The 16,969-nt window shown below is 61.7% G+C and carries 20 protein-coding genes and 1 pseudogene; 17 read left to right on the top strand and 4 right to left on the bottom strand.

Features of this window, described 5'->3' with window-relative positions; genetic code table 11:
* The first annotated feature begins 192 nt into the window (after nt 1-192).
* The 10 genes from ccmA to FPT15_RS23390 all read left to right on the top strand — a co-directional run bounded on the left by ccmA (nt 193) and on the right by FPT15_RS23390 (nt 7,546).
* Entirely contained in the window at nt 193-828 is a 636-nt protein-coding gene (gene ccmA / locus FPT15_RS23435) for a cytochrome c biogenesis heme-transporting ATPase CcmA (RefSeq protein ID WP_145165069.1), read from the top strand.
* Nucleotides 825-1,493 carry a heme exporter protein CcmB gene (gene ccmB / locus FPT15_RS23430; protein ID WP_003189951.1) on the top strand — a complete coding sequence of 223 codons (669 nt, stop codon included), beginning with the start codon at nt 825-827 and terminating at the stop codon, nt 1,491-1,493. The genes ccmA and ccmB overlap by 4 nt, the downstream gene beginning before the upstream one ends.
* An 81-nt stretch (nt 1,494-1,574) precedes the next feature.
* Nucleotides 1,575-2,330 carry a heme ABC transporter permease gene (locus tag FPT15_RS23425; RefSeq protein ID WP_145165067.1) on the top strand — a complete coding sequence of 252 codons (756 nt, stop codon included), beginning with the start codon at nt 1,575-1,577 and terminating at the stop codon, nt 2,328-2,330.
* Nucleotides 2,327-2,503, top strand: a complete 177-nt coding sequence (gene ccmD, locus FPT15_RS23420) for a heme exporter protein CcmD (protein WP_106576792.1) — start codon at nt 2,327-2,329, stop codon at nt 2,501-2,503. The genes FPT15_RS23425 and ccmD overlap by 4 nt, the downstream gene beginning before the upstream one ends.
* On the top strand, nt 2,500-2,955 hold the full coding sequence (ccmE, locus tag FPT15_RS23415; protein ID WP_145165065.1) for a cytochrome c maturation protein CcmE: 456 nt from the start codon (nt 2,500-2,502) through the stop codon (nt 2,953-2,955). The genes ccmD and ccmE overlap by 4 nt, the downstream gene beginning before the upstream one ends.
* A 4-nt stretch (nt 2,956-2,959) precedes the next feature.
* Nucleotides 2,960-4,948 carry a heme lyase CcmF/NrfE family subunit gene (locus FPT15_RS23410; protein WP_145165063.1) on the top strand — a complete coding sequence of 663 codons (1,989 nt, stop codon included), beginning with the start codon at nt 2,960-2,962 and terminating at the stop codon, nt 4,946-4,948.
* The gene (locus tag FPT15_RS23405; protein WP_145165060.1) at nt 4,945-5,481 is read left to right on the top strand and encodes a DsbE family thiol:disulfide interchange protein; all 537 of its coding nucleotides are present in this window, start codon (nt 4,945-4,947) and stop codon (nt 5,479-5,481) included. The genes FPT15_RS23410 and FPT15_RS23405 overlap by 4 nt, the downstream gene beginning before the upstream one ends.
* A complete protein-coding gene (locus FPT15_RS23400) occupies nt 5,478-5,951 on the top strand; it encodes a cytochrome c-type biogenesis protein (RefSeq protein WP_065901641.1) in 474 nt (157 codons plus the stop codon). Before FPT15_RS23405 ends, FPT15_RS23400 begins: the two co-directional genes overlap by 4 nt.
* Entirely contained in the window at nt 5,944-7,134 is a 1,191-nt protein-coding gene (ccmI, locus tag FPT15_RS23395; protein WP_145165058.1) for a c-type cytochrome biogenesis protein CcmI, read from the top strand. The genes FPT15_RS23400 and ccmI overlap by 8 nt, the downstream gene beginning before the upstream one ends.
* 16 nt (nt 7,135-7,150) lie before the next feature.
* Nucleotides 7,151-7,546: a hypothetical protein gene (locus FPT15_RS23390; protein ID WP_145165056.1), complete on the top strand. Its 396-nt coding sequence runs from the start codon at nt 7,151-7,153 to the stop codon at nt 7,544-7,546.
* A gap of 341 nt (nt 7,547-7,887) precedes the next feature.
* On the opposite strand, the gene FPT15_RS23385 is transcribed toward FPT15_RS23390, so the two are convergent.
* Complete coding sequence (locus FPT15_RS23385) at nt 7,888-8,163, bottom strand: DUF6124 family protein (protein WP_145165054.1); 276 nt, start codon at nt 8,161-8,163, stop codon at nt 7,888-7,890.
* A gap of 384 nt (nt 8,164-8,547) precedes the next feature.
* Here FPT15_RS23385 and FPT15_RS23380 point away from each other — a divergent pair.
* The 3 genes and pseudogenes from FPT15_RS23380 to phnP form a co-directional block, all read left to right on the top strand.
* A pseudogene (locus FPT15_RS23380) lies at nt 8,548-8,914 on the top strand (alpha-D-ribose 1-methylphosphonate 5-triphosphate diphosphatase); the annotation flags it as partial.
* Nucleotides 8,914-9,486 carry a phosphonate metabolism protein/1,5-bisphosphokinase (PRPP-forming) PhnN gene (phnN, locus tag FPT15_RS23375; protein WP_145165052.1) on the top strand — a complete coding sequence of 191 codons (573 nt, stop codon included), beginning with the start codon at nt 8,914-8,916 and terminating at the stop codon, nt 9,484-9,486. The pseudogene FPT15_RS23380 and the gene phnN, both read left to right, overlap by 1 nt.
* Nucleotides 9,477-10,226 carry a phosphonate metabolism protein PhnP gene (gene phnP / locus FPT15_RS23370; protein ID WP_145165050.1) on the top strand — a complete coding sequence of 250 codons (750 nt, stop codon included), beginning with the start codon at nt 9,477-9,479 and terminating at the stop codon, nt 10,224-10,226. The genes phnN and phnP overlap by 10 nt, the downstream gene beginning before the upstream one ends.
* A gap of 113 nt (nt 10,227-10,339) precedes the next feature.
* Here phnP and FPT15_RS23365 read toward each other — a convergent pair whose 3' ends face one another.
* Nucleotides 10,340-11,035: a helix-turn-helix transcriptional regulator gene (locus FPT15_RS23365; RefSeq protein WP_145165048.1), complete on the bottom strand. Its 696-nt coding sequence runs from the start codon at nt 11,033-11,035 to the stop codon at nt 10,340-10,342.
* A gap of 75 nt (nt 11,036-11,110) precedes the next feature.
* On the opposite strand from FPT15_RS23365, the gene FPT15_RS23360 reads away from it, so the two are divergent.
* Together FPT15_RS23360 and FPT15_RS23355 are read left to right on the top strand one after the other, a co-directional pair.
* The gene (locus FPT15_RS23360) at nt 11,111-12,229 is read left to right on the top strand and encodes a cytochrome P450 (RefSeq protein ID WP_145165046.1); all 1,119 of its coding nucleotides are present in this window, start codon (nt 11,111-11,113) and stop codon (nt 12,227-12,229) included.
* Nucleotides 12,230-12,553: 324 nt separating this feature from the next.
* Nucleotides 12,554-14,593, top strand: coding sequence for a M10 family metallopeptidase C-terminal domain-containing protein (locus FPT15_RS23355; protein WP_145165044.1), 2,040 nt, complete (start codon nt 12,554-12,556; stop codon nt 14,591-14,593).
* Here FPT15_RS23355 and FPT15_RS23350 read toward each other — a convergent pair.
* Nucleotides 14,550-15,464: a LysR family transcriptional regulator gene (locus tag FPT15_RS23350; RefSeq protein WP_145165041.1), complete on the bottom strand. Its 915-nt coding sequence runs from the start codon at nt 15,462-15,464 to the stop codon at nt 14,550-14,552. The two genes, FPT15_RS23355 and FPT15_RS23350, sit on opposite strands and share 44 nt — an antisense overlap.
* A gap of 14 nt (nt 15,465-15,478) precedes the next feature.
* A complete protein-coding gene (locus FPT15_RS23345) occupies nt 15,479-16,135 on the bottom strand; it encodes a peroxiredoxin-like family protein (RefSeq protein WP_145165039.1) in 657 nt (218 codons plus the stop codon).
* Nucleotides 16,136-16,360: 225 nt separating this feature from the next.
* Here FPT15_RS23345 and FPT15_RS23340 point away from each other — a divergent pair, with 225 nt between their 5' ends.
* Together FPT15_RS23340 and FPT15_RS23335 are read left to right on the top strand one after the other, a co-directional pair.
* A complete protein-coding gene (locus tag FPT15_RS23340; protein ID WP_065901605.1) occupies nt 16,361-16,549 on the top strand; it encodes a type II toxin-antitoxin system HicA family toxin in 189 nt (62 codons plus the stop codon).
* Between the two features lie 11 nt (nt 16,550-16,560).
* Complete coding sequence (locus tag FPT15_RS23335; RefSeq protein ID WP_145165036.1) at nt 16,561-16,965, top strand: type II toxin-antitoxin system HicB family antitoxin; 405 nt, start codon at nt 16,561-16,563, stop codon at nt 16,963-16,965.
* Nucleotides 16,966-16,969: the final 4 nt, after the last annotated feature.

Genomic DNA, 16,969 nt, shown 5'->3' with positions numbered 1-16,969 from the left:
TCGTCTCTGGGGAAATTGCCCTCTTTAGAGTAGGGCATCACATGTATAATGCCGCCCGTCTGCAAAGAGAGCGGTAAAAACCTCACAACTATTTGATCCAGCTCTCTAAAATCGGTCGCCAAAGCCGTTATTGTGCATCTCTCTATAACGGCCGCTGCACCGCCGACTTGAACCGTAAAGGCCCGCGATCTCTTGACCAGCCCTCTTCTTGAAGCCGTAGCGCTCGCCTGTGAACGCGACCTGCGGATGCTGTTCGAACACCTCGAACTGCGTCTGACGGGCGGCGACATGGTGCAAATCAGCGGCCCCAACGGCAGCGGCAAGACCAGTTTGCTGCGCCTGCTGGCCGGTTTGATGCAGCCGACGGCAGGGGGTGTGCGGCTCAACGACCAGCCGCTCAACGAACAACGCAGCGAACTGGCCCGCAACCTGATCTGGATCGGCCACGCCGCCGGCATCAAGGACGTGCTCACGCCGGAAGAGAACCTCAGCTGGCTCAGCGCCCTGCATCACCCGGCCTCCCGTGATGCCATTTGGCAAGCCCTGGCGGCCGTCGGCCTCAAAGGCTTTGAAGATGTTCCCTGCCATACCCTGTCCGCCGGCCAGCAGCGCCGCGTCGCCCTGGCGCGTTTGTACCTGCCGGGCCCGCCGCTGTGGATTCTCGACGAACCGTTCACTGCCCTCGACAAACAAGGCGTCGCCCAGCTCGAAGAACACCTGGCCCGGCACTGCGAGCAGGGCGGTTCAGTGGTGCTTACCACTCACCACACGCTGACGCGCATGCCCGCCGGTTACCGTGAGCTGGATTTGGGCCGGTGGTCGGTATGAGTGTGTTCGCGCTGCTGGTCGCCCGTGAAGCACGGCTGTTGTGCCGTCGCCCGGCTGAATTGGCCAACCCGTTGGTGTTCTTTGCCATCGTCATCGCCTTGTTCCCGTTGGCGGTCGGTCCCGAGACTAAACTGTTGCAAACCTTGTCCCCAGGGTTAGTGTGGGTAGCGGCGCTTTTATCGGTGCTGCTCTCGCTGGACGGGCTTTTTCGCAGCGATTTCGAAGACGGTTCCCTCGAACAGTGGGTCCTTTCGTCGCACCCGCTGCCACTTCTGGTTCTGGCCAAGGTACTGGCACACTGGGCTTTTTCCGGCTTGGCGCTAGTCTTGCTCTCACCGTTGCTGGCGATGATGCTGGGCTTGCCCGTCGAATGCCTGCCGGTATTGTTGCTGTCCTTGTTGCTCGGTACGCCGGTGCTCAGCCTGTTGGGGGCGGTGGGCGCAGCGTTGACCGTCGGTTTGAAGCGGGGCGGCCTGTTGCTGGCCCTGCTGATTCTGCCTTTGTATATCCCGGTGTTGATCCTGGGCAGCGGCGCCTTGCAGGCCGCGCTCATGGGCATGCCGGCGACCGGTTACCTCCTGTGGCTTGGCAGCCTGACCGCCCTGGCGGTAACCCTGACACCCTTTGCTATAGCGGCTGGCCTGAAGATCAGCGTCGGCGAATAATGAGGTCTGGTTAAGCGTTATTAACCAGTAAAGACCCTGAGTTTCTCGCCAAGACGAGAAACCACCGTGATGGAAACAGCAATGAACTGGACCTGGTTTCACAAGCTCGGCTCGCCCAAATGGTTTTACGGCATCAGCGCCAAGCTGCTGCCGTGGTTGAGCATTGCCGCCGTGTTGCTGATCGGCATCGGCCTGGTCTGGGGCCTGGCCTTCGCACCGCCGGACTACCAGCAAGGCAACAGCTTTCGCATCATCTATATCCACGTGCCCGCCGCGATGCTGGCGCAGTCCTGCTACGTGATGCTGGCCGTGTGCGGCGTGGTCGGGCTGGTGTGGAAGATGAAACTGGCCGACGTCGCCCTGCAATGCGCCGCGCCCATCGGCGCGTGGATGACCGCCGTGGCGCTGGTCACCGGCGCTATCTGGGGCAAGCCGACCTGGGGTTCATGGTGGGTATGGGACGCGCGCCTGACCTCGATGCTGATCCTGCTGTTTCTGTACTTCGGCCTGATCGCCCTGGGCAATGCCATCAGCAACCGCGACAGCGCCGCGAAGGCCTGCGCGGTGCTGGCGATTGTCGGCGTGATCAACATCCCGATCATCAAATACTCGGTGCAGTGGTGGAACACCCTGCACCAGGGCGCCACCTTCACCCTTACCGAAAAACCGGCGATGCCCGTGGAAATGTGGGCGCCGCTGCTGCTGATGGTGCTGGGGTTTTATTGCTTCTTCGGCGCCGTGCTGCTGATGCGCATGCGTCTGGAAGTGCTCAAGCGTGAAGCCCGCACCAGCTGGGTCAAGGCCGAAGTGCAAAACAGCCTGGGAGCGCGGGGATGAGTTTCAACTCTTTCAGTGATTTTCTCGCCATGGGCCACCACGGCCTGTACGTCTGGACGGCCTATGGCATCTGCCTGGCGGTGCTGGCCCTCAACGTCGCCGCGCCGATCCTGGCCCGCAAGCGTTACCTGCAACAAGAGGCGCGTCGTTTGCGCCGGGAGACCGATAAGTGAATCCGCTGCGTAGAAAGCGTCTGTTGATCATCCTGGCCATCCTGGTCGGTGTGAGTGTTGCCGTGGGCCTGGCGATGAGCGCCCTGCGGGAGAACATCAACCTGTTCTACACCCCGACCCAGATCGCCAACGGCGAAGCGCCGGTAGACACGCGCATTCGCGCGGGCGGCATGGTGGAGAAGGGCTCGCTCAAGCGTTCCGGCGATTCCCTCGACGTCACCTTCGTGGTCACCGACTTCAACAAGGCTGTGACCATTACCTATCGCGGCATCCTCCCGGACCTGTTCCGCGAAGGCCAGGGCATCGTCGCCCTCGGCAAGCTCAATGCCGACGGCGTGGTGGTCGCCGATGAAGTGCTGGCCAAGCACGATGAGAAATACATGGCGCCGGAAGTCACCAAGGCCCTGAAAGACAGCGGCCAACCCGCTCCAACCCCGGCAAAGGAGGGCTAAGTTGATGACGTCCGCACTGTTTATTCCCGAGCTGGGCCAGTTGGCGATGATCCTCGCCTTGTGCTTTGCCGTCGTCCAGGCCGTGGTGCCCTTGCTTGGCGCCTGGCGCGGCGACCGCCTGTGGATGAGCCTGGCCCAGCCGGCCGCCTGGGGCCAGTTTGCCTTTTTGCTGTTCGCGTTTGGTTGCCTGACCTACGCCTTCATGACTGATGACTTTTCTGTCGCCTACGTCGCCAACAACTCCAACAGCGCGCTGCCCTGGTACTACAAATTCAGCGCCGTGTGGGGCGCCCACGAAGGTTCGTTGCTGTTGTGGGCCTTGATTCTTGGCGGCTGGACCTTCGCCGTGTCGGTGTTCTCGCGCCAACTGCCGCAAGTCATGCTGGCGCGGGTGCTGGCGGTGATGGGCATGATCAGCATCGGCTTTCTGCTGTTCCTGATCATGACCTCCAACCCATTCAGCCGCATCCTGCCGCAGATCCCGGTGGACGGGCATGACCTCAACCCCTTGTTGCAAGACATCGGCCTGATCGTGCACCCGCCGATGCTCTACATGGGTTACGTGGGTTTCTCGGTGGCCTTTGCCTTCGCCATCGCCGCCTTGCTCGGCGGGCGCCTCGATGCGGCGTGGGCGCGCTGGTCGCGGCCGTGGACCATCGTCGCCTGGGCCTTTCTCGGTATCGGCATCACCTTGGGCTCGTGGTGGGCCTATTACGAACTCGGCTGGGGCGGCTGGTGGTTCTGGGACCCGGTCGAAAACGCCTCGTTCATGCCGTGGCTGGTGGGCACCGCGCTGATTCACTCGCTGGCTGTCACCGAAAAACGCGGCGTGTTCAAGAGCTGGACCGTGTTGCTGGCCATCGCCGCGTTTTCCCTCAGTTTGCTTGGCACGTTCCTGGTGCGTTCGGGCGTGCTGACGTCGGTGCATGCGTTTGCGTCCGACCCGGCGCGCGGCGTGTTCATCCTGATCTTCCTGCTGTTTGTAGTCGGTGGCTCGCTCACCTTGTTTGCGTTGCGCGCGCCGGTGGTCAAGAGCCAAGTCGGCTTCAACCTGTGGTCGCGTGAAACCCTGTTGCTGGGCAATAACCTGGTGCTGGTGGTGGCCGCGTCGATGATCCTGCTCGGTACCTTGTACCCGCTGGTGCTGGACGCGCTGAGCGGCGCCAAGCTGTCGGTTGGTCCGCCGTACTTCAACGCGTTGTTTATCCCGCTGATGGGCCTGCTGATGGTGGTGATGGCAGTCGGTGTATTGGTGCGCTGGAAAGACACCCCGGTGAAATGGCTGGCGGGCATGCTGATGCCGGTGCTGCTGGGCAGTGTGGCCTTGGCGGTGATCGCAGGCTTTGCCTACGGCGACTTCAACTGGGCGGTGCTCGCAACCTTCCTGCTCGCCGCCTGGGTGTTGCTGGCCGGCGTGCGCGACATTGTCGACAAAACCCGCCACAAAGGCCTGATCAAAGGCTTGCCGACATTGACCCGCAGCTATTGGGGCATGCAGGTGGCGCACCTCGGCATCGCGGTGTGCGCCCTCGGCGTGGTGCTCTCCAGCCAGAACAGCGCCGAGCGCGACCTGCGCCTGGCACCCGGCGAGTCCATGGACCTGGCCGGTTACCACTTCATCTTCGAAGGCGCCAAGCACTTTGAAGGCCCGAACTTCACGTCGGACAAAGGCACCATCCGCGTGGTGCGCAACGGCAAGGAAGTGGCCGTGCTGCACCCGGAAAAACGCCTGTACACCGTGCAAAGCTCGATGATGACCGAAGCGGGCATCGACGCCGGTTTCACCCGCGACCTGTATGTGGCGCTCGGTGAACCCCTGGGCGACGGCGCCTGGGCGGTGCGCGTGCACGTCAAACCGTTTGTGCGCTGGATCTGGTTCGGCGGGTTGCTCACCGGCTTTGGCGGTTTGCTGGCCGCGCTGGACCGGCGTTATCGGGTCAAAGTCAAAAGCCGCGTGCGTGAAGCCCTCGGCCTGCAAGGAGCGCCGGCATGAAGCGTTGGTTGATGGTGTTACCGCTGGCGGCCTTTCTGGTGGTGGCGGTGTTTCTTTATCGCGGCTTGTACCTGGACCCGGCCGAGCTGCCTTCGGCGATGATCGGCAAGCCATTCCCGGTGTTCAGCCTGCCGACGGTGCAGGGCGACAAGACCCTGACCCAGGCCGACCTGCTGGGCAAACCGGCGCTGGTCAACGTGTGGGGCACCTGGTGCATCTCCTGCCGCGTCGAACACCCGGTGTTGAACAAACTCGCCGAGAAGGGCGTGGTGATCTACGGCATCAACTACAAGGACGACAATGCGGCGGCCTTGAAGTGGCTGGCGGAGTTCCACAACCCGTACCTGATGGATATCCGCGATGAAGACGGCAACCTCGGTTTGAACCTCGGCGTGTACGGCGCCCCGGAAACCTTCTTTATTGATGCCAAAGGTGTGATCCGCGACAAATACGTCGGCGTGATCGACGAAGTGGTGTGGCGCGAGCAACTGGCCGCCAAGTACCAGGCGCTGGTCGATGAGGCCAAGCCATGAAGCGTCTGTTAGCCGCTGCTGTTCTCGCTCTCGGATTGGCCGGCGTAGCCCACGCTGCCATCGACACCTACGAATTCGCCAAGGACGGTGACCGTGAGCGTTTTCGCGAACTGACCAAGGAACTGCGTTGCCCCAAGTGCCAGAACCAGGACATCGCCGATTCCAACGCGCCGATTGCCGCCGACCTGCGCAAAGAGATTTTCCGCATGCTGGGGGAGGGCAAGGACAACCAGCAGATCATCGACTTCATGGTCGACCGCTACGGTGATTTCGTGCGCTACAAACCGGCCCTCACCGGCAAGACCGCGCTGCTCTGGTTCGGCCCAGCCGGGCTGTTGCTGGCCGGTGTGGTGGTCATGGCCGTGATCGTCCGCCGCCGCCGCGCCGCGCCTACCGATGGCTCCGACGCGTTATCCCCTGAAGAGCGCAAACGCCTCGACCAATTGCTGGACACCAAGACTGATGATTGATTTTTGGCTCGCAGCAGGGTTGCTGCTCCTTATTGCCCTGAGTTTCCTGTTGATCCCTGTGTTGCGCGGCCGCCGCGCCCAGCGTGAAGAGGACCGCACCGCGCTCAACGTGGCGCTTTACCAGGAACGCGTCGCCGAGCTGCAAGTGCAGCAGGACGAAGGCGTGCTGAATGCCGCGCAACTCGACACCGGCCGCGCCGAAGCGGCCCGTGAGCTGCTGGCCGATACCGAAGGCGTGGAAAAACCTCGCGAATCGCGCCTGGGCAAACCGTTGCCGTTTTTGGCGGCGTTTCTGGTGCCGGTCCTGGGCGTTGCGCTGTACCTGCATTACGGCGCCAGCGATAAGGTCGAGCTGACCCGCGAATTCTCCCAGCCGCCGGTGTCGATGCAAGACATGACCCAGCGCCTGGAACGCGCCGCCGCTGCCCAGCCGGATTCGCCGGAAGGCTTGTACTTCCTCGGTCGCGCCTACATGGCCCAGGACCGTTCCGCCGATGCGGCCAACGTCTTCGAGCGCACCGTGGCTTTAGCCGGGCGCCAGCCGGAACTGCTCGGCCAGTGGGCGCAGGCGCAGTACTTTGCCGACAACAAACAGTGGTCGCCCAAGGTGCAGGCGCTGACCGATGAAGCCTTGAAGCTGGACCCCAAGGAAGTCACCAGCCTTGGCCTGTTGGGTATTGCCGCCTTTGAAGGCCAGCGTTATCAGGACGCCATCGACTATTGGAACCGTCTGTTGGCGCAGCTGCCACCGCAAGACAATTCCCGGGTCGCGCTGCAAGGTGGTATCGACCGAGCGGCGGAAAAGCTCAGGGAGAGCGGTGGTACTGTCGCTCAAGCGCCCAAGGCTGTTCTCAAAGTCCGTGTGGATTTGTCCGCCGAGGTGAAGGCCAAAGCCCTGCCCACCGACAGCGTGTTCATTTTTGCCCGCGCCGTCTCCGGCCCGCCTGCGCCGCTGGCGGCCAAGCGCGTGACCGTCGCCGAACTGCCAGTCACCGTCGAACTGGGTGATGCGGACGCGATGATGCCGCAGTTGAAACTGTCGAACTTCCCCGAAGTCCAACTGGTTGCGCGCATATCCCGGGCCGGTCTTCCGACCGCTGGCGAGTGGATCGGCCGCAGCCAACCCTTGGCCAGCACTGCCACTGCGCTGCAGCAGCTGACCATCGACAGTCCGGACAAGTAAATCGAGGAAAACGCCTATGCCCGCATTTGCACGCATCACCTTGCTCAGCCTGGTACTCGGCCTGAGCGCTTGTGCGGTCCACCGGCCACCTCCGGCACCCACCGGCCCGACCATCCCACCGTCGGGCCCTTCGACCCAGCCGAGCACCCAACCGTCCGGCCCGGTGACCCCGCCGCCGAAACCGCTGCCAAGCAAATCGCCAACCTTCGCCCCGCCCCCGGGCGCCGCCAGCCACTGGGACGGCAAGATGCAGGTGTACGTGCTGGAAGAACAGCCCGACACCTTCTACCGCCAGCGCACCTACTACCGCTGGAGCAACGGCTGGAGCCGCTCCATCAGCCCGAACGGGCCGTGGGAAGAAACCGATGTGCACGGCGTACCGCCTGGGTTGAGCAAGCAATACGCGCAATGAAAAAAGGCGACCTTCGGGTCGCCTTTTTCATACGCGCTAAATGCATTCTTGCATCCACTGAAGACCAAATGTGGGAGCGGGCTTGCTCGCGAAAGCGGAGTGTCAGCCAGCCTATCAATTACTGACCCACCGCCTTCGCGAGCAAGCCCGCTCCCACAGTTTTGAACTCTACCTGATCTGAGTTCTAGGCCTGTTTCGCCATCGTGCGAGAAATCCCCTGATGTACACCACACTCAGTGTAGGAGCTGGCTTGCCTGCGATAGCAGTGTGTCAGCCATAAATCCGCCAGCTGACCCACCGCCATCGCAGGCAAGCCAGCTCCCACAGCAATCACCGCGCTATCAAGCTACGGGACACTCCCGGTTCAGCGCTTGATCCACCAACAACTGCGCAATCTCAATCATCTGCACCACCGCCAGCACCTGCTTGCGGCCTGTGCCCCCCAAGTGCTCGGCACAGTCGTACGCACACACGGTCGCCGATTCGAGCATCTCACTGGCATTGCTCAAGGCAACTTCGGTGCTGAGGCCGGGGCGGACGGTGAAGATGAGGTTGGGCGGGAGTTGTGGGGTGTCATCCGAATGGGATGGCGGGGGGTTAGGCGTGACTTTTTTCATGGGGAAGCTCCTATGAATGAGCACCTCCATCTCGCTACCACACGATGTAAGGAGGCGACTGTACACGGGGTGGTAGACCGGTCATAGAAACCCGGCAGGCCGAAGCCTCCCGTGCACAGCCGCCACAAAGCAGCCCGCACAAAAAAACGCCCTGGAGCGTTTTTGGGGATCTATGAAAGAACCGGGCTACCACACCCGTTCGCTGATTTTGCAGCGACCCGCGAAGGTTAGCGGCGAGGTTACTCGGACGCAACCCGAAAACTGTGTAGGGCAGGTCCTAAAGGTCGAATGATTATATAGAGGCGAACCCTTGTGGCGAGCAGGCTTGCCCTGCGCTGGGCTGCGCAGCGGCCCCAAAACCTAACGGCGCGTTCTGCCTGAATTCGTGGGTTGTCGGTGGCCAACCATGACGACGCAACGTTGGCGCATGTTGAAGAGTCCGCGCGCTACGGCATGACCATCGCCGAATTCCCCACTACGCTTGAAGCAGCCCAGGGCTGCCAGGCGCTGAACATGAAAGTGTTGATGGGCGCGCCGAACGTGGTGCGCGGCGGGTCACACTCGGGTAATGTGGCCGCCGCCGGCCTGGCCCGCGCGGTCAAGATGATCAGCCTGGCGCGCGCGCGGGGCGGGCCTGACCGATCGCGGTGAAATTGCGGTGGGCCTGCGCGCCGACCTGGTCCAGGCCAAACGCCGTGAAGGGCTGCCCGTGTTGCAACAAGTGTGGCGACAAGCGAAGAGGGTGTTTTGATGGCAGGCAGGTTGATCTATCTCATCGGGCCATCGGGTTCGGGCAAGGACAGCCTGCTGGATGCCGCCCGCCCGCGCTTGGCCGAGCGCGGCTGCCGAATTGTGCGGCGGGTGATCACCCGTTCGGCCGAAGCCGTGGGCGAGGCGGCTCAAGGTGTGAGCCCGCAGCAGTTCGCCGCGATGCAGGCCGAGGGCGCGTTTGCCCTCAGCTGGCACGCCAATGGGTTGTCGTACGGCATCCCGCGTGTGATCGACGATTGGCTGGCGGCGGGGGAAGACGTGCTGGTCAATGGGTCCCGCGCGCACCTGGCGCAAACCCGCGAACGGTATCCCTCGTCGCTGGTGCTGTTGCTGACGGTCGACCAAACCGTGTTGCGCCAGCGCCTGATCGCGCGGGGGCGTGAGTCGCTGGCCGATATCGAGGAGCGCCTGGCACGCAATGCGCGGTTCACCGCAGACCTGATCGCCGGCAATGGTGCGGGGCTGCTGGTGCTGGATAACTCCGGCCCGCTGGTGCATACCGTTGAGCGCTTGCTGTGCTGCCTGGACCACGGGCACTCGGCATGCGCCTGACCTTGCTTGGCACCGGTGACGCGCGGCAAGTTCCGGTGTACGGCTGCGAATGCGCCGCCTGCGCCCTGGCGCGCAGCGATGAAGGGTTACGCCGCCGACCGTGCAGCGCGTTGATCGAATGCGGCGACCAGCGCTGGTTGATCGACAGCGGTTTGCCGGACCTGACCGACCGCTTCCCGCCGCGCAGTTTCAACGGGATTTTCCAGACGCACTACCACGCTGACCATGCGCAAGGTTTGCTGCATTCGCGCTGGGGCCAGGGGCTGGTGATTCCGGTGCATGGCCCGGCGGATCCGCAAGGGTTGTCCGACCTTTACAAGCACCCGGGGATCCTGGATTTCAGCCAGCCGTTTGGCGCATTCGAAACCCGCGAATTTGGCGAGTTGTGCGTGACGGCGCTGCCGTTGCAGCACTCCAAACCCACCTTCGGTTATCTGCTGGAAGGCGAAGGTCGGCGCATCGCCTACCTCACCGACACGGTCGGCCTGCCGCCTGCCACCCTGGCCTGGCTGCAACGCGCGCCGCTGGAGGTGTTGGTGCTCGATTGCTCCATGCCACCGCAGCCGCAGGCACCGCGCAATCACAATGACGTGACGCTGGCATTGCGCAGCATTGAGGAATCAGGTGCGCAATTGGGCGTGCTGACGCACGTGGGGCATACGCTGGATGCGTGGTTGCTGGAACATCGGCGCGAGTTGCCCAGGCATGTGACAGTGGCGTGGGATGGCCGAGTTCTTTGAGCACGGCATGACCTGTGTGGGAGCGGGCTTGCTCGCGAATGCGGTGTGTCAGTTGAGGGATTCTTCATTGACCCAGCGCATTCGCGAGCAAGCCCGCTCCCACAGTGTGATCTTTATTGTTTGCACGTCTCCATTCCAAATCGGGTTGCCAACGCCTTGCGTCCCTTGGTCGTTAACGCCAATGCGCGACTGTCCAGGTCCTGGGTCACCCATTCACGGCGGATAACACTTTGCAGCAATGCCGCGCCCAAAGCACCGGCCAGGTGCGGGCGGCGCATGCTCCAGTCCAGGCACGAACAGGCGAAGCGTCGGCGCTGCGTGCGCAGTGCGGGCACATCGATGCCCAATTCGGTCATGGCTTGTTCACCCGCCGCGCTGAGTTGGTAAACGCCGTCGCCGACCAACCAGCCGGATGCGATGAAATGGTCGTGCAGGTGCACCGCCAGGGTCCCGGCCATGTGGTCGTAGCAGGTGCGCGCAAACTGCAAACGCGTGGGCGTGGTCGGGACGAAACCTCTGCTGGTGTTGCGGCTGATCACCATCAGGCCCTCGATGGCCTGGGCCACGTGCGGCCCAGCCAGGCTGTAATAGCGATGACGTCCCTGGGTGTGCAGCGTAAGCAGGCCATCGTTCTTGAGCCTGGCCAAATGGGCACTGGCGGTCGAGGCGCTGACCTGGGCAATCGCCGCCATCTCGGTGCTGGTACGTGCGTGGCCATCCATCAGCGAACAGAGCATTTTCGTGCGCGCGGGCTCCGCAATCGCCCCCGCCACGTCTGAAAGCGCCGTGTCCTCGTCCTGAGCGTGCATATTTCGTTCCTGAGCGAATCGTTGCCGTGTGAGAGGGCAGATAGTAACGCTTCTTTTGCAAACAGGACGTGCCCGATGACACCGCTGCAAGCCGCTACCCATGCCGACCCTTACGCCTATTACGCGGCCCTTCGGCGTAACGATGGGCTGTCGTTCGATGCTGAACTGGGACTGTGGATCGCCAGCAGCGCCAGGACTGTCGAGGCCGTGCTGACGCACCCTGACTGCCGGGTACGCCCGTCACACGAGCCGGTGCCTGCGGCGATCGCGGACGGCGCGGCGGGGCAGGTGTTCGCCAAGTTGATGCGCATGAACGAGGGCGCGGCCCACCAGTGCCCCAGGGCGGTGGTCGAACCTGCACTGGCCAGGTTGGACGCAGGGCATATCGCCAATATGGTGAGGCAAGTCAGCACGCGCCTGCAGAGCCTCGATGAGTGGATGTTCACGTTGCCGGTCGCTGTGGTCGGCTCGCTTCTGGGTGTGCCTGGCGAGCGGTTGCACAGGGTCGCCGCGCTGACCCGGGATTTTGTTGCGTGTCTTTCGCCGCTGAGCAGCCAGGCTCACTTGCGCGCCGCCGATGCTGGCGCTGTGCATCTGGGGCAGGTGTTCAGTGCGGTGCTCGAGCAGACCGAGTTGCTCAAGCAGCTTCTCCACGGCGAGTGGGGTGACCCGGATGCACTGACGCCTAACCTGATCGGCTTGCTCTCCCAGACGTGTGAAGCGAGTGCCGGTCTGATTGGCAATACGCTGGTCACACTCGCCCGGCGGCCTGACCTGCTGGCGCACATCCTGCGCGTACCGGCCCTGGTGCCAGCGCTGGTGGAGGAGGTGGCCCGCTATGACTCGCCGGTACAGAACACGCGGCGATTTGCGGCCGGGCCCTGCTCGATTGGCAGTAGCCTTCTAGAGATGGGCGATACCGTTCTCGTGCTGTTGGCCGCCGCGAACCGGGACCCCGAAGCGAACCCTGACCCGGACAGCATTCTGCTTGAGCGACCCCATCGGCGCTTGTTCAGCTTTGGCGTTGGCAGGCACCAATGCCCGGGCCAAATGCTCGCGTTGAACATCGCATCGCAAGCGCTGCGCGAATTATTGCGCCAGCCGAGCGCCTGGGCCGATGCTCGCCAGTGCGGTTACTGGCCGTCGCTGAATGGGCGCATCCCGCGGTTTGGATGTGCAGGGATATATCAGTGATGCGAGCCACTTCCAGACTATTAAGTGTGTAGGGTTTTGTTTCCATGCTGAGTTTAAAACGCGAGGTAATTCTAAACTTTATATGTTTTATAGTGTTTTAAGTTCCCTGTTTTCGGGCCGGGTTTTGATTGTGTCGTGCGCGTAAATGAATGTTCTTGTGGGTGGATGTTAAGTTTATGTATCCAGTTGTTATATGTTTGGGCGTGAAACATTATCAGGGCTGGCGCTCGGTTTTTTGATGTGGGAGGTTAGTTTGGCGGTTAAGTAAGTTGCCGCGTCTTGGGCCCTGTTTCGGGTCGACTTAACGTTTTCAAAGGATGTTATATGCGCGTTGCCACTTCATTTGTTGGTCATCATCCACATCACCCTCCATTAGCTGCGTCCAGTGCACCTGCTTTCACACACCCTGCGCACGTTGCCACGGCAGCGGCCCAGAAACCCGCTTTCGGCACGGATGAGGCTGCCAAACAGATCCTGCGACGAGGCTATCGCCATTACGATCGCGATGGCGACGGTAAAATCGAGTTGTCTTTTACCCTTGACGAAAAGTTCTCTGCACAACAAAAAGTGTCCATTCGCCAGGCACTTCAAATGTGGCAAGACGTGACTACTATCATATTCAAAGAGAATTCAACCTGCGCAGACGGCTCAATAACCATTGCAGCCGATCCTCATACCAGTGGTGGCGTGTCACAGTTACCCAATCAGTATTACGGTGACATGAACGCCACCATTGGAACGCAGGGTGCTCGCGAAGTCCCCGCGCACGGCGATTACTTTTTATTTACCGCGGTTCATGAGTTGGGTCACGCCCTGGGCCTTGGTCACCCTGGCGAATATGGCAAGCAAGTGCACAACTATGCCCAGACCCCCTACGAGCAAGACACCAAGGCCTGCAGCGTAATGAGTTATTGGGATGAAACCAATCAGCCGGGCCATGACTTCCAACGGCGCCATCCGTGTGTGCCGATGAAAGATGACATTGCCGCGATACAAAAACTCTACGGCGCCAATTTCAATACGCGACCTACCGATACGACCTACGGGTTCAACTCCAACACAGGCCGTGATCACTTGAGCCTTGAGTCCGCGAACGATGCGCCGATCTTTTGCATTTGGGATGGGGGCGGCCATGACACGCTGGACGTTTCCGGGTTTTCCCAGAATCAGATCATCAACCTGCACGCTGAGTCGTTTTCCAGCGTGGGCGGCCTGAAGGGCAATGTATCCATCGCCAAGGGCGTTACGCTGGAAAACGCTGTCGGCGGTTCGGGCGACGACCAAATCAACGGAAACGAGGTGGGCAACAGGCTCCGCGGTGGAGCGGGTGCGGACAGGTTGCGCGGCGGTGGCGGCGCGGATGTTTTTGTGTACGACAGGGCGAGCGACTCTACCCTGGGTCAGCCAGACGAGATTCTGGATTTCACCAGCGGTACTGACAAAATCGATTTTTCCGGCCTTTTGAAAAATACCTCCATCGGGCATTTTTACGTGGTTGAGCAGTTCACTGGACGAGCCGGCGAGATCGTCCTCAGCCATGACCAGAACAGTGGCGCTGGCAGCTTGAGCCTTGACCTGACGGGCCAGGGCAAAGCCGATTTGTTTCTCAAAAGTGCAGGGAGGATTCGCGCCAGTGACATTGTCACGGGCGCCGGCGCCGTGCGTGGGCTGACGGGCCTCAAACGCCAACGCAGCTCCACGTCGGGGTTTGTATCTGGCCTCAAGGCGCACGATACGGTTTATGGCTTCAACGCCAACAGCGGTGATCGCTCAAGCAGCCTGCATGCCGGCAGCGGCGCGCCGCGCTTTCTGGTACAGGACGCGGGCGGCAACGATACCCTGGATTTTTCCGGTTTCGAGCATCACCAAACCATCGATTTGCGCCATAACTCCGCTTCCAGTGTGGGCGGTCTGCGCAACAACGTCGCCATCGGCAGAGGCGTTGTCGTGGAGAATGCGATTGGCGGCTCCGGCCAGGACACGCTCATCGGCAACGCGGTGGACAACGTCCTCACTGGCGGTGCTGGCGGCGATGTGCTCTGGGGCGTGGGCGGTAGAAACACGTTCAAATATGACCAGGCCAATGACTCGACCTGTCACGATGCCGATGTGCTCATGGATTTCGCCAGTGGCGAGGACACTATCGATCTGAGGGCACTGGCCAAGCAGTACGCGACCCCCTTGCGTCTGGTGCAAGACTACACGGGGCGCGTTGGCGACACCGTGGTCAAATACCACCCACAGAGCGGCCGCTACTTTGTCGGCATCGACCTATCGGGCGACCGCCAGTCTGACTTCCTGATTAAGAGCCCGCGTTTGATCAAGCCCCAGGATGTACTTGGCCTGGCTGCGCGTCGGCGCTGATCAGGGTTTGCACGTACTCCACAAACGCGCGTGCCTTGGCACTCGCCATCCTGCCGGTGGGGAACACCGCCCATAAATCAATCGGCGGCAGTTGCCAGTCGGTCAGCACGGGCTTGACCTCACCACTGGTCAGTTCCGGGGCAAACATCCAGGTCGATGCCATGGTCAGGCCCAAATGGTTCAGCACCGCGGCGCGCACGCCCTCTGCGGCGGTGACGCGGATGCGGCCGCGGGCGACGACCGGGTAGTGACTGTCGCCCTGGCTGAACGTCCAGTTTGAGCCGCCGCCCAGGCTGTAGATGATTGCCTGGTGTTGCAGCAAATCCGCTGGCGTGGCCGGCTCGCCACAGCGTTCGAAGTAGGCCGGGGTGGCGAGGATTTGCCGCGGGGATTGGCCGATCTTGCGTGCGGTAAGGCCTGAGTCGCTCAAGTTGCCCATGCGCAGGGCGACGTCGATGCCTTCTTCCACCAGGTTGAGGCTGTGGTCGTTGAGCACCACTTCGACGTTCAAGGCGGGGTATTGCGCCAGGAACGGGCCCAAGTGAGGAATGATGTGCAACCGCGCGAAGGTGGTTGCAGCGCTGATGCGCAAGTTGCCCGACAGCCCGGCGCCTGCACCGCGTGCGGCGTCATCGGCCTCGTTGGCTTCGTCGATGGCGCGCTTGGCCTTTTCGAAAAACGCCAGGCCCGCCTCGGTCGGTGTCAGGCCGCGCGTGGAGCGCAACACCAACCGCACCGCCAGGCGCGCCTCCAATTGCGCGATGCTTTTGGAGACAGCGGGCTGGCCTATCCCCAAGCGTTTGGCGGCAGCTGAGAACGAGCCGGTTTCGACCACGTTCACGAAGGTTTCCATGGCGGTGAGGCGGTCCATCGGGTGTCCTTGGGTTATTGGGTGAGGGCGTCGAGCATCGCCGACGGTTCTGGGCGTTGAGTGTAATCCGGGTTGACCTCGGCGTAACGAATCACGCTGTCCTGGCCGATCACGTAGCGCGCTGGCATCGGCAGGGTCCAGGCTGGGTCGTCATTGATCAGCGGCAAGTTGTTGCCCAGGGCCTTGTAGAGCTCGATCAGGTAGTCCGGCAGCTGAAAGCGCAGACCGAATGCATCGGCAACGTCGTTGTGGGTATCGCTGAGGATCGGGAAACCCAACTCGGTGATGCGTTCGGATTTACGGCTGTTGGCGGCAGTCTGCGGCGACAGGGCCAGCAGGCTCGCGCCGTGGCCTTTCAACGTCGGCAAAAAGGTTTGCAGCGCTTGCAGCTCCATATTGCAATACGGGCACCACACGCCGCGGTAGAACGTCAGCACCAAGGGGCCGTTGGCCAACAGATCGGCTGAGGACACCAACGCACCGTTGGCATCCTTGAGACTGAACAACGGCGCCTTGTCACCCACCTTCAACGCACGCTGTGCGGCGCCGGACGCGATCAGCTCGGCTGTGGCGCGTTCCATGATCGGATGGATATGCGCTGGCGCGTTGTAGGGAGGCTTGCCGGCTTTGAAGTCAGCACGGAAGGCATCAAGTGTGGCTTGAAGTGTCATGGTGATATTCCCTCAGGAGATGAGCCGAGTTGGCTGGAGGGATAATGGGCGCAGCAGAGAGGGCGAAGAAGCAGGGTAAGGCGCATATGAATTATGCCCTGCTGGAATAAACACCGTTTATTTCCAATATTTAGACATACAGCCGTCACTCCTGTTGAAGCAATCTGTGCTTGAGTAAATATAACTCTAGGGTTACTTTTATCGAGCCAAGCCAAGGAGGCTGAGGTGCAAAGCAGGTTATTGATCAAGGAGCTGCAAGAGGCGGGTTGGGTGCTGGATCGGGTTACGGGCAGTCATCACATTTTCACTCACCGCTATAACCCGTACACGATCCCGGTGCCGCACCCTAAGAAAGACTTGCCCCTGGGCACCGTCAGAAGCATCAGGAAACGCGCCGGGCTGTTTCAGTTTTAAGGAGAGCACTCATGCAATACCCAATGTGTATCGAATGGGGCGATGACTTTACCGCCACCGGTATTCAGATCCCCGATATTCCAGGCGCGGTCACCGCCGGGGACAGCTTCGAAGAGGCCTACAACGCCGCCGTGGAAGTCGCGCACATCCTGCTGCAAGAGATCGCCGCCGAAGGCGGGCCGATTCCGATGCCCACCTCGGTGGCCAACCACCACGCGAACGAAGACTACGCCGGGATGGGCTGGGGGATGTTGGAGTTGGACATCTCGCCCTATCTGGGCAAGACCGAGAAGGTCAATGTGACCTTGCCCGGTTATGTCATCCAGCGAATCGACCGCTATGTGCGCGAGCACAAGGTCAAAAGCCGCTCGTCATTTCTGGCGGATGCGGCCTTGGAGAAGTTGGTGCGCTCCTAGTCGC

The sequence above is a fragment of the Pseudomonas sp. RGB genome (assembly GCF_007713445.1).
Lineage (GTDB): Bacteria > Pseudomonadota > Gammaproteobacteria > Pseudomonadales > Pseudomonadaceae > Aquipseudomonas.
This window is presented reverse-complemented; position numbering and strand designations above follow the sequence as displayed.

What these genes read in the sequence shown, in the direction of transcription:
- ccmB (WP_003189951.1), top strand. Translation starts at nt 825, where the DNA reads ATGAGTGTGTTCGCGCTGCTGGTCGCCCGTGAAGCACGGCTGTTGTGC.
- FPT15_RS23425 (WP_145165067.1), top strand. Translation starts at nt 1,575, where the DNA reads ATGAACTGGACCTGGTTTCACAAGCTCGGCTCGCCCAAATGGTTTTAC.
- ccmD (WP_106576792.1), top strand. Translation starts at nt 2,327, where the DNA reads ATGAGTTTCAACTCTTTCAGTGATTTTCTCGCCATGGGCCACCACGGC.
- FPT15_RS23410 (WP_145165063.1), top strand. Translation starts at nt 2,960, where the DNA reads ATGACGTCCGCACTGTTTATTCCCGAGCTGGGCCAGTTGGCGATGATC.
- FPT15_RS23405 (WP_145165060.1), top strand. Translation starts at nt 4,945, where the DNA reads ATGAAGCGTTGGTTGATGGTGTTACCGCTGGCGGCCTTTCTGGTGGTG.
- FPT15_RS23400 (WP_065901641.1), top strand. Translation starts at nt 5,478, where the DNA reads ATGAAGCGTCTGTTAGCCGCTGCTGTTCTCGCTCTCGGATTGGCCGGC.
- ccmI (WP_145165058.1), top strand. Translation starts at nt 5,944, where the DNA reads ATGATTGATTTTTGGCTCGCAGCAGGGTTGCTGCTCCTTATTGCCCTG.
- FPT15_RS23390 (WP_145165056.1), top strand. Translation starts at nt 7,151, where the DNA reads ATGCCCGCATTTGCACGCATCACCTTGCTCAGCCTGGTACTCGGCCTG.
- FPT15_RS23385 (WP_145165054.1), bottom strand. Translation starts at nt 8,163, where the DNA reads ATGAAAAAAGTCACGCCTAACCCCCCGCCATCCCATTCGGATGACACC.
- phnN (WP_145165052.1), top strand. Translation starts at nt 8,914, where the DNA reads ATGGCAGGCAGGTTGATCTATCTCATCGGGCCATCGGGTTCGGGCAAG.
- phnP (WP_145165050.1), top strand. Translation starts at nt 9,477, where the DNA reads ATGCGCCTGACCTTGCTTGGCACCGGTGACGCGCGGCAAGTTCCGGTG.
- FPT15_RS23365 (WP_145165048.1), bottom strand. Translation starts at nt 11,035, where the DNA reads ATGCACGCTCAGGACGAGGACACGGCGCTTTCAGACGTGGCGGGGGCG.
- FPT15_RS23360 (WP_145165046.1), top strand. Translation starts at nt 11,111, where the DNA reads ATGACACCGCTGCAAGCCGCTACCCATGCCGACCCTTACGCCTATTAC.
- FPT15_RS23355 (WP_145165044.1), top strand. Translation starts at nt 12,554, where the DNA reads ATGCGCGTTGCCACTTCATTTGTTGGTCATCATCCACATCACCCTCCA.
- FPT15_RS23350 (WP_145165041.1), bottom strand. Translation starts at nt 15,464, where the DNA reads ATGGACCGCCTCACCGCCATGGAAACCTTCGTGAACGTGGTCGAAACC.
- FPT15_RS23345 (WP_145165039.1), bottom strand. Translation starts at nt 16,135, where the DNA reads ATGACACTTCAAGCCACACTTGATGCCTTCCGTGCTGACTTCAAAGCC.
- FPT15_RS23335 (WP_145165036.1), top strand. Translation starts at nt 16,561, where the DNA reads ATGCAATACCCAATGTGTATCGAATGGGGCGATGACTTTACCGCCACC.